This window comes from Photobacterium sp. GSS17, from assembly GCF_028621875.1.
GTDB classification, from domain to species: Bacteria; Pseudomonadota; Gammaproteobacteria; order Enterobacterales; family Vibrionaceae; genus Photobacterium; species Photobacterium ganghwense.
Map to the genome: position 1 here is coordinate 1,785,361 of NZ_CP117518.1, position 14,230 is coordinate 1,799,590.

The 14,230-nt window shown below is 51.5% G+C and carries 10 protein-coding genes; 5 read left to right on the plus strand and 5 right to left on the minus strand.

The genetic code is table 11. The features are described from left to right. Positions 1–150 precede the first annotated feature (150 nt). Positions 151–1,110, minus strand: a complete 960-nt coding sequence (locus PGW97_RS24400) for an AEC family transporter (protein ID WP_047884974.1) — start codon at positions 1,108–1,110, stop codon at positions 151–153. Positions 1,111–1,702: 592 nt separating this feature from the next. Between PGW97_RS24400 and PGW97_RS24405 the strand changes: the two genes are divergently transcribed. The 4 genes from PGW97_RS24405 to putP all read left to right on the plus strand — a co-directional run bounded on the left by PGW97_RS24405 (position 1,703) and on the right by putP (position 8,564). Next, positions 1,703–2,494 (plus strand): helix-turn-helix domain-containing protein, encoded by a 792-nt coding sequence (locus tag PGW97_RS24405; RefSeq protein ID WP_047884972.1) that lies wholly within the window; start codon positions 1,703–1,705, stop codon positions 2,492–2,494. A 593-nt stretch (positions 2,495–3,087) separates the two neighbouring features. Beyond that, the gene (gene putA / locus PGW97_RS24410) at positions 3,088–6,213 is read left to right on the plus strand and encodes a bifunctional proline dehydrogenase/L-glutamate gamma-semialdehyde dehydrogenase PutA (protein ID WP_273860659.1); all 3,126 of its coding nucleotides are present in this window, start codon (positions 3,088–3,090) and stop codon (positions 6,211–6,213) included. A 28-nt stretch (positions 6,214–6,241) separates the two neighbouring features. Next, entirely contained in the window at positions 6,242–6,934 is a 693-nt protein-coding gene (locus tag PGW97_RS24415; protein ID WP_047884970.1) for an aldehyde dehydrogenase family protein, read from the plus strand. A 133-nt stretch (positions 6,935–7,067) separates the two neighbouring features. Beyond that, on the plus strand, positions 7,068–8,564 hold the full coding sequence (putP, locus tag PGW97_RS24420; RefSeq protein WP_047884969.1) for a sodium/proline symporter PutP: 1,497 nt from the start codon (positions 7,068–7,070) through the stop codon (positions 8,562–8,564). Between the two features lie 93 nt (positions 8,565–8,657). Here the strand turns inward: putP and PGW97_RS24425 are convergent, their stop codons facing one another. The 3 genes from PGW97_RS24425 to PGW97_RS24435 form a co-directional block, all read right to left on the minus strand. Then, a complete protein-coding gene (locus PGW97_RS24425; protein ID WP_217391496.1) occupies positions 8,658–10,028 on the minus strand; it encodes an L-serine ammonia-lyase in 1,371 nt (456 codons plus the stop codon). 282 nt (positions 10,029–10,310) lie between these two features. Further along, the gene (locus PGW97_RS24430; RefSeq protein ID WP_273860103.1) at positions 10,311–11,441 is read right to left on the minus strand and encodes an HlyD family secretion protein; all 1,131 of its coding nucleotides are present in this window, start codon (positions 11,439–11,441) and stop codon (positions 10,311–10,313) included. Continuing rightward, positions 11,441–11,854 carry a DUF3302 domain-containing protein gene (locus PGW97_RS24435; RefSeq protein WP_273860104.1) on the minus strand — a complete coding sequence of 138 codons (414 nt, stop codon included), beginning with the start codon at positions 11,852–11,854 and terminating at the stop codon, positions 11,441–11,443. Before PGW97_RS24435 ends, PGW97_RS24430 begins: the two co-directional genes overlap by 1 nt. Positions 11,855–12,100: 246 nt before the next feature. On the opposite strand from PGW97_RS24435, the gene PGW97_RS24440 reads away from it, so the two are divergent. Continuing rightward, on the plus strand, positions 12,101–13,465 hold the full coding sequence (locus tag PGW97_RS24440) for a tetratricopeptide repeat protein (RefSeq protein WP_273860105.1): 1,365 nt from the start codon (positions 12,101–12,103) through the stop codon (positions 13,463–13,465). Between the two features lie 184 nt (positions 13,466–13,649). Here PGW97_RS24440 and PGW97_RS24445 read toward each other — a convergent pair whose 3' ends face one another. After that, entirely contained in the window at positions 13,650–14,180 is a 531-nt protein-coding gene (locus PGW97_RS24445; protein WP_273860106.1) for a hypothetical protein, read from the minus strand. Positions 14,181–14,230: the final 50 nt, after the last annotated feature.

Consider the following 14,230-nt stretch of genomic DNA (forward strand, 5'->3'; position numbering starts at 1 on the left):
ACATGTGATATGCCCGTTGTTTATTTGCTACCAATAATCAGAATTTATATTTCAGGTCAGGGCTTTATCGACGAGGTTTATTTTTCTTACCTGACATTTATCGCGAAGAAAAATAACTAAAATGGCTACCTTGCCAGGTAGCCAAATAATTTAGTCAATAAGCCGGAAAGTTTTTAGCAGGGTGATGCCAAGGCTACAGGTAAATAGTGAGCCTAACGTTGTGATGGCAATAATGTTGGCGGCCAGATTGGCATTTCCCCCCATGTTTCGTGCCATGACATAACTGGCTGCGGCTGTGGGGGCTGCACTCATCAAAAAGATAATACCCAGCTCCAGTTCTCTGAATCCGGCCCAATAGCCTGCCAGTGTGATCAGCAGGGGGGCGATAATCAGACGTCCGCTGCTGGCAAAGTGGGTCAGGGTTGAACTTTGTCGAAGCTGCTTGAAATCCAGACTGGCCCCGGTACACAACAAGGCAAGCGGCAAGGTCATATCAGCAAAATAACGGCCGGAATCGGTCAGGATTTGCGGAATGGGAATCGTAAACACGGAAAAGGGTAATGCCAGTACGATGCTGAGGATAAGCGGATTGGTGGTGATGGAGCGTATCAGAAACCGGGTGCCCAGCTGTTGTTGTTGCGGGTTTGCCCGGCTGAGGGTGATGACCGCCAGAATGTTGTAGAGCACCGTAATGGCTGCCACATACAGTGAGCCAATTGCCAGGCCAGTTTCACCGAATGCGTTGCTGACATACGCCAGCCCGATTATTCCGGTGTTGGCGCGAAATGCGCCCTGCACTACGACCCCAATATCACGACGTTCCTTGATCAGCTTTCCGGCGAGGCTTTCAAACAGCAGATAAATCAAAATGTTGGCCACAACCGCATACCCCAACAGATTGACATTGCCGATCTGGGCCAAATCGGCCTTGGCGACGCTTAGAAACAACATGGCTGGCAGGGTGATGGTAAAGACCAGTTTGGAGCCGGTTTCGATAAACGGGTCTGTCAGAATCCCCCGACGTTTAAGGAACACCCCCAGCCCGAGCATCAAGAATATGGGCCCGGTAACGGAAAAAGAGTAGTGCAGCTGTGTGAAAAATTCGTTCATGAAACGGTATCCTTATTGTGAGCCCTATTTGTAGCACAATTAACATACACTGTGTAACAAGATCATCGGATCGGTAACCACTTGATCTTAATGGGAATGCATTGAGTCACTCGGCGTCGTTATCCATGTGACAAACGGACGCTAAGGTGTTGATAATATATGGAACGATGATCAAGGCTGGCTAAATAACGGAGGGTGTTGGTTCAATTGGAACGATGATCAAGTACGATCCCGATCCATTTTTTCACACTGGCCCTGAAGCATGATCAAGGGAAACCCCATCGTTGTGGCGGAGGTGTGGGTCTGGTTGGGCGGGCTTATCCTGATGATTCTCGGATCAATTTTCTATCTATATGATTTAAAATATTTAAATTCCATTTTTGGAGCGGCGAAAATGTATACACTTAACGTCGATTGCGAGGTGATGAGTGACCTCGATTAGGGAAATTTGTGTTGAAAATCAACAGAAGTGATTTGAAACGACATCCGCCGTAAATAATTGCTTCTTGATCATAGTTCCGCTGTTATCGTGGGGGGAGAAGGTATGGTATGATCTTTCTATGTCCTTACTACGGCCCTGCAACTTTTTAGCATGAGTGACAAGCTATATTCGGTGACCTACAAACCTTCCGAGATCATCAAGCTGCCGGAACAGATGGATCATCACAACCACGGTTATAACCAGGTCGTGATTGGGCTGTCCGGGCAAACGGAATTTGATATTGAAGGGGCGGGAAATCTGGTCTGCCCGGGGCAGGGCTGCCTGGTAGCGGCGGATTCGGAACACGCCTTTTCCGGTATCGGTAACAATGAAATTCTGGTGCTTAATGTTCCGGTCGAACAATCACAGGCTGTGTATACATCGAACAACCTGTCTCGCCTGTTTGAACAATCCGGTTATTTTCATCTGGATCGCCAGGCGCAAAACCTGATCCAGGTGCTGACTGCTGAGATGATTGCACACCCCGATGACTTACTGCTCAGCAAAGCGTGTACCGATACGTTGATGTGTGTCCTGCATCGGCACTTCAAACCGCTGAATGAGGAGCGTCATTTCTATCGCCTGAATATGGATATCATCGATCAGTACATTGTTCAGCATCTGACCCGGAAAATTTCCGTGTCGCAGCTTGCTGGTCTGGTGTTTCTGGGAGAAAGTCAGTTCCATTTCCTGTTTAAAGAACAAACCGGTATGACTCCGCACCAGTATGTACTGAAAAAACGTCTGGAATTGGCGCGTGAGCTGATTGAAGAATCCAAACTGAGTGTGGCGCAGGTTGCCCACAGTACCGGCTTTGCCAGCCAAAGCAGTTTTACCCAGTCATTTACCCGTCTGTTTGGTAAGCCACCGGCACGTTATCGCAAAGATAATCAGGGCTATTGAGCCAGCGTTCCGCTGTTTGCCCACAAAATCTGTCTTCTTGTTTTTTGTTTGGTTAAGTGTCGAGCTTTCAACCCTCTCACCTTCATTTCTTGTGACAACAGTGCGTTTACGACAATGCTTGCGGCCTCTCTCGGCACTGCCGCATGAGTGGCTGAATCGTAAATGGCCACTGTCAAATCAGGCGTTGTTTCTGTAACAACTCAGCCTTGTTCAGAATGGCTGATGTTACCCGCTGTTAGCCTTCTTTTTACATTTTCCCGTCAGCGCACTGTACCCGTGTATGGCTTTTATCCTTCCGTGATCATCGTTCCACCTCTCTGGTCTGTTTCTGACCATCGTTAACTGGTGGGTTTGTGACCTTTTTTATGCTACCGGTTAAGTAAAAATGCATCATTTCTAAAAATCCTGGGTCGATTTTTGTTAAAGGCCGGACTTTTTCTAAAAATTATCGGAGAATACAGCAAGACTCCAGGGTTGCCGGAAAATAAAATCTCCTCAACAGTAACACTGATGTAACATTTATCCTGGGGAAGGACATTCAGCCAACATATCTGCTGAGTTCTGGATCAGGTTCAATCATGAGGGAATCACTTATGTTCAATGCGGCAGAAGTACTTCAGCCTACTTTTATTGAGCGTCCATTAAGCGACTTGTGGTCGCTGATTTCACCGTTGTACGCGGTGGATGAGTCGCAATGGCTGAACCAGCTTATCCCGCTGGCAACACCGACCGAGCAAGAGCTGCAATACACAACGGAACAGGCTACGACCCTGATTGAGCGCGTTCGTGCCGATCAGAATGCGATCCAAATGATCGATGCGCTGCTGCTTGAATACAGTCTGGATACCAAAGAAGGGATCCTGCTGATGTGTCTGGCTGAGGCCCTGATGCGAATTCCGGATGCTGAAACTGCTGACGCGCTGATCCGCGACAAACTCAGTGTGGCAGATTGGAAATCGCACCTGAAGAACTCTGATTCGTTGTTTGTAAACGCTTCTACCTGGGGTCTGATGCTGACCGGTAAAGTCGTGACTATGGATGCCAAAGAAGACGGTACGCCAGGCCACGTGATTAACCGCTTGGTCAACAAAATGTCTGAGCCTGTGATTCGTCAGGCGATGAATCAGGCGATGAAGATCATGGGCCACCAGTTCGTGCTGGGCCGTACCATCGCCGAAGCGATGAAAAACGGTAAGACCAAGCGTGAGCAGGGCTTTACGTATTCCTTTGACATGCTGGGTGAAGCGGCGCTGACTGCCCAGGATGCGGATAAATATTTCAAAGACTACATCATGGCCGTCGAAGCCGTTGGCCGTGAAAATGACAAGAACAACTTCAGCCGTTCGCCAGACCCAACCGTGTCGATCAAGCTGTCTGCACTGCATCCACGCTATGACGTATCGAACGAAGCGCGTGTGCTGGATGAGATGTACGTGTCAGTGCTGTCGCTGCTAAAACGTGCACGCGAACTGAATGTCGGCATCACTATTGATGCGGAAGAAGCTGACCGTCTTGAGCTATCGCTGAAGCTGTTTGAAAAACTGTACCGTTCTGATGTCGTTAAAGGCTGGGGACGTTTTGGCCTCGTGGTTCAGGCTTATTCCAAGCGCGCGCTGCCGGTGCTGACTTGGCTGGCTGCTCTGGCGAAAGAACAGGGTGATGTGATCCCGCTGCGTCTGGTAAAAGGCGCCTACTGGGACAGCGAACTCAAGCTTTCTCAGCAAAGTGGTTACGCCGGGTACCCGGTCTACACCCGCAAAGAATCAACGGATACCTCTTACCTCGCGTGTGCCCGCTTCCTGCTGTCGTCTCACCTGAAAGGGTTGATCTATCCGCAGTTTGCCAGCCATAACGCCCACACGGTATCGGCGATTGTCGCCATGTCTGGCGGTAACCGTAACTTTGAGTTCCAGCGTCTGCATGGGATGGGTGATGCGCTGTACAACCATGTGATGGCCATGCACGGCACCAACGTGCGTATCTACGCGCCGGTAGGCAGTCACAAAGACCTGCTGCCATACCTGGTTCGTCGTCTGTTGGAAAACGGGGCTAACAGTTCGTTCGTTCACCGTTTGGTGGATGCAAACTGCCCGGTTGAAACGCTGACTCAGCATCCGGTGGATGCGCTGCTGTCACGTCCATCACTGAACAACAGCCTGATTCCATTGCCGTCGGCGATTTTCGGAGAGTCACGTAAGAACTCTGCCGGGGTTAACATTGAGATTGAATCGGAATGGGCACCGTTTGCGGCGTCGGTTGCGAAGTTTGCTGAACATCAGTGGCAGGCCGGCCCGATTATCAACGGTGAAGTGCGTACCGAAACCAAACAGGGTTTCGGCGTTAAAGCGCCGTACGATCGTCGTGAAGCGGTCGGGCACGTCGCTTTTGCTGATGCTGAGATTGCTGCTGAAGCTATTTCCGTGGCTGAGCAAGCGTATCCGGAATGGTCCACCCGTCCGGCCAGCGAGCGTGCAGTCTGCATCCAGCGCCTGGCTGACCTGCTGGAAGACAATCTGGGTGAACTGGTTGCTTTGTGTCATCGCGAAGCCGGTAAAACCATTCAGGACAGCATTGACGAAGTGCGCGAAGCCGTAGATTTCTGTCGTTACTATGCGGATCAGGCGTCTGTGAATTTCAGCCAGCCGAAAGCGGTAACGGGTTTTGATGGCAATGTGAAGCAAATCAGTTATCAGGGACGCGGTGTCTTCACCTGTATTAGCCCGTGGAACTTCCCGCTGGCCATTTTCCTGGGACAAGTATCTGCAGCACTGGTGGCCGGCAATACGGTTGTGGCTAAACCCGCAGAGCAAACGTCGCTGATTGCATTCCGTGCGATTGAGATGATGCTTGAAGCTGGGGTCCCGGCTGGTGCGGTTCAGCTGGTACCAGGACGTGGTCGTGAGGTGGGTGCTCCGCTGACATCCGATGTCCGCATCGCTGGTGTGGCTTTTACCGGTTCGACTGAAACGGCTCAGGCGATTAACCGTAGCCTGGCGGCGCGTGACTGTGCACCGGTGCCGTTTATTGCTGAAACCGGTGGCCAGAATGCGATGATCGTCGACAGTACGGCCCTGCCAGAGCAGGTGGTACGTGATGTTGTGCGTTCATCCTTTGCTTCTGCCGGTCAGCGTTGTTCTGCCCTGCGTGTACTGTTCATTCAGCAGGATATTGCCGATCGTGTGATTAGCCTGATTAAAGGGGCTATGGCTGAGCTGTCTGTGGGTCGCCCGCAGTTGCACTCAACCGATGTCGGCCCGGTCATTGATCTGACTGCCCGCAATAAACTGATGACGCACATTCAGTCCCTGAAGAACCAAGCCAAGCTGGTTGCCCAGGCGAAGCTGGATGATAGCTGCCAGCACGGTGATTTCGTGGCGCCTACAGCGTTTGAAATTCCGTCTATTGATGTGCTGAAGAATGAGAACTTCGGACCAATCCTGCACATCGTTCGTTTTAAAGCCTCCGAACTTGATCAGGTCATTGACCAAATCAACAACACCGGCTTTGGCCTCACGATGGGGGTTCACAGCCGTAACGAACGTACCTACACCCATATTGAGCGTCGTGCTCGTGTGGGTAACTGCTACATCAACCGTGATCAGGTCGGTGCGGTAGTTGGCGTTCAGCCGTTCGGCGGACAGGGGCTGTCTGGTACAGGCCCGAAAGCAGGTGGTCCACACTATCTGTACCGCTTTACCAAAGATGTTGTTGAAGCCTGATGGCGGTCGAGAAATTTAAGGAGTGATCATGACTATTGCGACGTTAGTAAAAAACAGCTCGGCAGCTTGGGAAGGGTGGAACAACCTGGGGTTTGAAACCCGTATCGATATCCTGCGTCGCTGGACAGAGCAATTGCCGGCGGAAGGCCGCGCAATGGTGGAGTATCAGTGCCGTAATGCTGAGGAACATGTTGCTAAAACGGAACTGATGCCGGGGCCAACGGGGGAAACCAACGAGCTTTACTGTGCTGGCCGTGGTGTATTTGTGGTTACGGCTGACAATGATGCACCGCTGGTCGCGGTACTGGGTCAGTTGGCTACTGCGCTGCTGACCGGTAACACCGTACTGGCATGTTTCCCGGCGGGCTTTGCCCTGTCGGCTAAAGAAGTCGTCACACAGCTGGAACACTGCGGCTGTGTTGGTGGTGTTATCACTGCCATTGACAGTGACCAGCTGTCTGAGCTGGTCAGTCATCCGGCGGTAGCGGGCGTTGTGTACGCCGGTTCACCGTCAACCACTATGGTGCTTGCGCGCCAACTTGCTGCCCGTGACGGACAATTAGCGCAACTGATCAGTGAATCTGATTACGCGCAGTTGCCGGTGATTGGCAGTCCAACGTATTCACTGCGCTTTGTGACCGAGCGGACACGAACCATCAATATTACGGCAGTAGGCGGTAACGCGACTCTGCTGGAGTTGGGGAGCGGTGAAGAACATTAATCCATAACTGCTCAACGGGGTTTAGGGAAGGTTGTTTTTCTGACCCCCGTTGGTAACAGCAGTGTGCTGCACAACAGCAAATAAGCAAAAAGCCCCTGCTATGGACAGGGGCTCAAAGTGAGGGAACTCAATAATGATAGAAAATAGCTTCGCTATTACCGGCACGTTTATCGCGTACCTGATTGCCATGTTGCTCATCGGTTACGTGGCGTACAAACGTACCTCGAACTCCGCAGATTACTTCCTGGGTGGCCGTACACTGGGACCGTGGCCTGCGGCTCTGTCGGCAGGTGCATCAGATATGAGTGGGTGGCTGCTGCTGGGTCTTCCGGGTTATGCCTTTGCGGCGGGTCTGGAATCGCTGTGGCTGGCTGGTGGTCTTCTCCTGGGAACATATCTGAACTGGCTAATCTGTGCGAAACGTCTGCGTACTTACAGTATTACGACGGAGAACGCATTGACGATGCCTGAGTTCCTGGCACGTCGCTTCGATGACAACTCCAAACTGATTCAAACCATCTCAGCGTTCTTTATTCTGATGTTCTTCCTTTTCTACACCAGTTCTGGTTTGGTTGCAGGTGGTAAACTGTTTGAGACCGTATTCGGTCTGGACTACTCGATTGCGGTTATCGTCGGTACAGTGTGTGTGGTGTCTTACACCCTGTTTGGTGGTTTCCTGGCGGTATCCTGGACTGACCTGGTGCAGGGGCTGCTGATGGCCGCGGCACTGATGATCGTACCCATTGCGGCTATGTCAGGTGGGCCAGTTGATCTGGCGGATTCGCTGTCAGCGAAAAACCCAGAACTGATGACGCTGTTTAATGACGTGAAAGGCCAGCCGTTGTCTGCCATTGCGATTATCTCGCTGGCAGCATGGGGTCTGGGCTACTTCGGTCAGCCGCATATCCTGGCGCGTTTTAAAGCGACACGCAGCAATGCCGATATCAGTACGGCGCGTCGTATTGCGGTGGGCTGGACGGCTCTGTCAATGGCCGGTGCGATTCTGGTTGGCCTAGTAGGTATTCTGTATGTTGATAACCAACTGGCAGGTAGCCTGGATGACGGCGAGCGTATCTTTATGCTGCTGGTTAACTCAATTTTCCACCCTGTGATGGCGGGTATCCTGCTGGCCGCGATTCTGGCGGCAATCATGAGTACAGCGGATTCGCAACTGCTGGTATCGTCATCGGCGCTGGCAGAAGACTTCTACAAACAAGTTTTCCGTCCAGACGCGTCGTCTGATGAGATCGTTATGGTTGGTCGGGTTGCGGTTATCGTACTGTCTATCATTGCCCTGGTACTGGCGATGAACCCGGACAGCACAGTGCTGGGTCTGGTGTCTTATGCCTGGGCTGGCTTCGGTGCGGCATTTGGTCCTGCATTGCTGATTAGCCTGTTCTGGAAAGACATGAACCGTCATGGTGCTCTGGCTGGTATCATTACCGGTGCCCTGACGGTGGTGATCTGGAAACAGCTGAGCGGTGGTATTTTTGACCTGTATGAAATCGTCCCTGGTTTCATCCTGGCGAGTGTGGCTATCGTTGCTTTCAGTAAAGCTACCGGCGGTGCACCGCAGAAAGTCAAAGCCCAGTTCGACACTTACGAAAAGAATCTGGTGGAATTTAAGTAATTCGGCCTGAGGGTAATACAAAGAAGCCACTGCATATGCAGTGGCTTTTTTTTATGTGCTGTTTTTGTTCGGGGACGATTGATATGAGGCCGATTATTCACAAGGTGGAGCCAGGTGGATCATTGCCAGTCCGCCCAATGACGTTTCCCGGTATTTCTTGTTCATGTCTTTCCCGGTCTGGTACATCGTCTCAATGACTTTGTCGAGGGAAATCCGAGATTTGCTGTTGCGTTTCAGAGCCATGCGCGAGGCGTTAATGGCTTTGACAGCACCCATGGCATTTCGCTCAATGCAGGGGATTTGCACGAGTCCGCCAATCGGGTCGCAGGTCATGCCTAGCGAATGCTCCATCGCAATTTCTGCCGCCATGCAGATTTGCTCGTTACTGCCGCCACGAATGGCCGTCAGGCCGGCAGCCGCCATAGACGATGACACGCCGATTTCGCCCTGACACCCAACCTCAGCACCGGAAATTGAGGCATTCATTTTATAGAGCATTCCGATGGCGGCTGAGACGGCGAGAAACTCCCGCAGTTGTTTCAGTTCAAGTTCACAAATGAACTGGTTGTAGTACATCAGGACTGCCGGGATCACCCCCGCCGCCCCATTGGTCGGTGAAGTTACAACCTGGCCACCCGCCGCGTTTTCTTCGCTGACGGCAAATGCAAACAGGTTTACCCAGTCAAGGACCGTCATCGGGTCATTATCAATGCCCTGACTTGAGACCAGTTTTTTCAGCAATGCGGGGGCTCGCCGCACCACATGCAATCCTCCTTCCAGCACGCCTTCTGTTTCAAACCCTTGTTCCATGCAGTTGGTCATGACCTCCCAGACCTGCAGGGTTTTGGCATCAAATGCCTGCTGAGTGCGAAAGGCCAGCTCATTGCGCTGAATCATGGCCCCCAGGCTGATCCCTTCTTTCTCGCTGAGGGTCAGTAAATCATCCGCACTGTGGAATGGATAGGGCACCTTAACCTGGCTGCTGCTGATGCCGTTTTGCAGTTCGTCGGCGGTTGCGATAAATCCTCCGCCGATAGAGTAATAGGTTTCCAGCAGGATTTGCTCACCAGCCGCGTTAAACGCGGTGATCGTCATGCCGTTCTCATGCAGCGGCAGATTTTCCTGATGAAAAAGCAAATCGGTTTGCTCATCAAAGGGCACGGTGTGTTGTCCGGCGAGAGAGAGGCTTCGCGTTGTTCTGGCATCACTGAGTGCCTGATTGGCAGTTGCAATGTCGATGGTATCCGGCTGATTACCCATCAACCCTAACATCGTGGCCCTGTCGGTGTGGTGCCCTCTGCCGGTCAGTGACAATGAACCGTACAGATTCACCTGTACCCGGCTGATAACATCTAATAACGGAAGGGCTTTCTGGCTGAAATCAAAGCCGGCCAGCATAGGCCCGTTGGTGTGTGAACTGGAGGGACCAACCCCCACTTTGAAAATATCGAAAATTGACAGCATGCTTCATTCCCTGCCTGTCCGAATCATCATCGAACGTAATTACATCTTGATAAATAAAGCATATACGCCGCTTCGCCGGTTGGTGCAGAAAAGCAGTAAATTGTGCGTTCAGGCAGGTTGCCAGCGGATAAATGGCTGACAAACAGGAGAGAGCCAAACCCAACATGAGTCACTGAAGTTTGTGTCATCGAACGGGGCAAGAATGAAAGGGGGGAGAAACAGGCACCAAACGGAGGGAATGTTCGGTGCCAGAATCAGTAGCAGGCGCATGCCCAGCTCGGATCAGTGATCAAGGAACAGGTAGTTTTGCCAACTCTTCATGCGTATCAGCACTTTTCGCATGATGGAAACATGTTCGAAACTGTCGGAATACACCGCAATCTCGACGTTAGCTCCCTGCGGCAGATGATAGGAGGAAATGTCATCCGTGATGATCAGCTTAACCAGAGGTCGTCCCTGATTGAGCAGACGATCGCTGCCATACAGCACGCCGGATGCCTGGATTTGGCTTTCGCCGATAGCAGGCAGCACCTCGACCACTTCACCCTGGAACGTTTGCCCCGGCAGTGCCCGGAAAATGAAATCCGCTTTGAAGCCCGGCTGCAGGCGCATCAGGGAATTCTGCCGGAAAGCCCCGACGAAGTACTGGTCTTCTTTGTGAATAAAGGTCATCACCGGGCGCAGCGGAAGGGGGACAGCCATCATTCCGGGGCGCAACGCTACCTGTGTGACATAGCCGTCAGTCGGAGCCCGGACCACCGTTTCGGCCAGGTTAAACTCAGCTTGTATCAGTTGGGCACGGACTTTGGCGATACTGGTATTTTCTCCCATAATTTCGGATTCATACGCCAGCTTAGCCCGGCGCTCTTCCGCCCGTGCCGCGTCAAGCGTTGCTTCGGCGCTGAGAAAGAACTGGCGCCGGTTATCCACTTCCGCGGCGGTAAAGGCACCACGTTTGAAGCCTTTTTCATAGCGCTTGAACTGCTCGTAGGTGCGATCCCGCTCTGCGATCGCTTTGGCGGTTGTGGCTTGGGCAGCTTTAAATGAAGCCTCCAACCCTAATACATTCTGCTTGGCTTCAGCCAGTGCTGCTCGTTGCAGGTTCACTTCGGCCTGATAGGTAGTGGCATCGATTTTGAAAAGAATATCGCCCTTGTGGATCAGGGTGTTGGGAGTTACCGGCACTTCTGTCACCTTGCCTGTAACGACCGGGACGATGGGGGTCGTAACAAAAAACTGCCCGCCAAGATTGGTATGCGGATGGTTGTAGTTCATTAGCAGAATCAAGGTACCTATCAGCAGGATGCCACCCAAGGCGGCAGTGGGGACGGTCCATTTGTTGAGTGGAATCTTGAAGATTTTAAAAATCGCCACACAAAGGGCGACGTATGACAGGATGAGTAATAAATCCATTAGCGCTCATCTCCCTGTTGTGGTTTCTGTGGTCGTGGCGTTGGATTACCAGAACTGGCCGACGGGGAATGATGGGTGTGGCGGTGCTCCAGCTCCGTTAGTTTCTCGCTCAGTTGCTCCACTTTTTGGCTGAGCTGCAGGACTTCATGATGCAGCTCGTTTTGTTCATTCTGAATCTGGGTGAAACCCCATCCCCTGTCCTCTCGCCACAGCGTGGCCCAAATCCACAAAAACGGCCACAGGACATGAAGGGTGAACAGGCTGACCCAGCCTGCATAATGGATCGCATCCTGATGCGGATGATTACGTTTCTTGGCGATTTCATACGGAATATCGTGAATCGCGATAATGCCGTAGAAGAGTACAAACGCCACAAAAAACAGCATACCCAGGGCAAAATAGTCGAGAAACATCCTTGCTCCTTATAATCAGAGTGATAGGTGAGGATGATGTTTAAGTCATAGACGCATTGCGTAATATTTAGCGCTTCATTTAATTTAGCACTCAATCCTGTGGGTAGTTGATTTAGCTGCAATTAATCGTCAGTCTCAGAGAGAGGGCAACAGGCACAGAACCCGGAAATTTCCTCCAGTTTTGTTCACATTGGCCGATAAACGGACTAATAACTCAAATATCAAGAAAAGTGCAGTTGAGGGACTATGGATAACCTTCTGATTGGCCTGAGTGTGGCTGGCGGGCTGCTTGGGTGGGTGATCTACCGGTACTTTGTGGCCAAAGATAATGATAAAAAAGCGGCCATTGAGAAACGGCTTAAAGAGGAAAAATACCGTCTGGTGTTGGAAAAAGCCAGGCTGGCGGAACGTGAAGAAAAAATCTTTAAGGCGCAGACCGGCCATGTGCCTAGCCAGTTGTCGCTGGCCAAGGAATACGAACTCAGCAATATTCGCGAGGCATTGCAGTGGTACACCAAAGCGGCGTTGCTGGACAATGATATAGCGCAGAACGCGCTGGCGAGACTGTGTAGCAGCGACAGTAACGATCCCCTGGGGGAAGCGAAGTCGGCGTATTGGACACAAGTGGTCAAAGCCAAACACAATGATCCGATCGCCAAATTTGAGCTGGGCAGTTTCCAGCTACGTGGCTACGGTACGGATGTTGATGAAGACGCCGGAATAGCGAACATAACTGCTGCCGCTGAAAGTGATTACTTACCTGCGATGTTGTTACTTGGAGACTGGTACTTGGCTGATACCACATCTCAAAAGAAACCTGAGGAAGCATTTCTCTGGCGGTTGCGTGCGGCGCTGCTGGGGGATAATAAAGCCTGTATCAAAATGGCTTATTGCTACCAGGCTGGTATTGCTGTCGCGAAAAACCGGCTGCGGGCGGTGTACTGGCTGGAACGAGCGGCTGAGCAGGGGGATACCGAAGCGCAGTATCTGGTGGCTAAAATGTTGGGAGAAGGCGGGGAAAACGATAAAGCGGTTGCTTACATCTGGCTGTCTCTCGCCTATGCCGGAGGTAATCGCGACGCCAAAGTTTTGCGCGATAACGTGGTGCAGTACATCGGTGTTGACGCGATTGTCGGGGTGCAGAATGTGGCAAATACCATATATCGGGTAATGCGCCAGGGAAATGTAAAGCCACATGGCATTATTAACTTGCTGGATCAGGTGTATGGCCGGGAGGGATACCGCCCGGATGAAGAAACCCTGGCAAGGCTGGCTGCCGGCGATTTAAGCAGTGAGCAGGCTGCGGAGCCGGACGACTCTGGTTTGGTGAAAGCAGAAACAACGACAGGCGGAGGTGAATACGCCGGTGCTACGAAAGCTGAACTAAATAAAAACGATGCCATAGAGAAATCTGGGCCAATCGCGGATTCCCATAGTACAGAGCTACATCGTCAGGAAAAGCAAGATAAACCCGGTAAGCGAACACATACTTCAAATAGTCAGTCATCAACGGCTAACTGGGACAGCAACTGGTCAGGTTGGCAGACCGAACAAGGCGATAGCTTTGCGGTACCTGACGTTACATCGCCCCGTAAACCTGAGCCGGATTAAGCGTCTCGTCTGTTTTTATCATTTGTTTATCTCTTACTCTTTCGCAAAAAACGGCCGCGCAGGCCGTTTTTTGTTTTGATCGTAAGTGATTTGAGCCTAGGTATTTTGATTTCAGGTGACTTGCTCTCAGATGCTTGAATTTCATTCAGGTGCTTTAATCTCAGGTGCTTTGAGTGTCGGTGTGTCACGGTTCCAACAACGTGACTCGCTCACGGACAGCCTGATAAATCGCCTCCCCATTACCCAGCGCATTGCGCAAATCCACATCCCGCTCTTCAAATTGTCTGCGGCGCGTCGTCTGTGTCTGCTGTTGTGACGGGTATTCGGAGCCTGAGGCGGTTTGGTTGCGGCCTCTACAATGGAAATAAATGTCATTGAGAATGCCGGGATCGAATTTATTGACGATATGCACCCGCTCCCGGATGAGGCGAGGAAACTGGCTGATGGTGATATCAACAAACTTATCGTCTACTTCGACCCAGACATGACTAAGGATTTCCGGGTAGTCAGCCAGATCATTGCGACACCAGATGATTTTAGGATTGTAGCCTTGCTCACGCAGGTAAAGCGCCAGCATGTTGTTTGCCAGATCGCAGGATCCTAAAGGGAAGGCGTTCAGTTCTGGCCAGCGTGGTTCATGGCAGAGCCGGTGTGATTGGGTATCTATGATAGCCGTTAGTGCATTTCGGAATACATGTACATAATAATTCAGCAATTGTCCCTCCTGCTGCCTGGTAAAACAGTCTCTCCTGTAAAGTGATGACG

Bases quoted from the DNA above. Each gene is read 5' to 3' on its own strand.
- PGW97_RS24400 (WP_047884974.1), bottom strand. From the start codon at position 1,110: ATGAACGAATTTTTCACACAGCTGCACTACTCTTTTTCCGTTACCGGG.
- PGW97_RS24405 (WP_047884972.1), top strand. From the start codon at position 1,703: ATGAGTGACAAGCTATATTCGGTGACCTACAAACCTTCCGAGATCATC.
- putA (WP_273860659.1), top strand. From the start codon at position 3,088: ATGTTCAATGCGGCAGAAGTACTTCAGCCTACTTTTATTGAGCGTCCA.
- PGW97_RS24415 (WP_047884970.1), top strand. From the start codon at position 6,242: ATGACTATTGCGACGTTAGTAAAAAACAGCTCGGCAGCTTGGGAAGGG.
- putP (WP_047884969.1), top strand. From the start codon at position 7,068: ATGATAGAAAATAGCTTCGCTATTACCGGCACGTTTATCGCGTACCTG.
- PGW97_RS24425 (WP_217391496.1), bottom strand. From the start codon at position 10,028: ATGCTGTCAATTTTCGATATTTTCAAAGTGGGGGTTGGTCCCTCCAGT.
- PGW97_RS24430 (WP_273860103.1), bottom strand. From the start codon at position 11,441: ATGGATTTATTACTCATCCTGTCATACGTCGCCCTTTGTGTGGCGATT.
- PGW97_RS24435 (WP_273860104.1), bottom strand. From the start codon at position 11,854: ATGTTTCTCGACTATTTTGCCCTGGGTATGCTGTTTTTTGTGGCGTTT.
- PGW97_RS24440 (WP_273860105.1), top strand. From the start codon at position 12,101: ATGGATAACCTTCTGATTGGCCTGAGTGTGGCTGGCGGGCTGCTTGGG.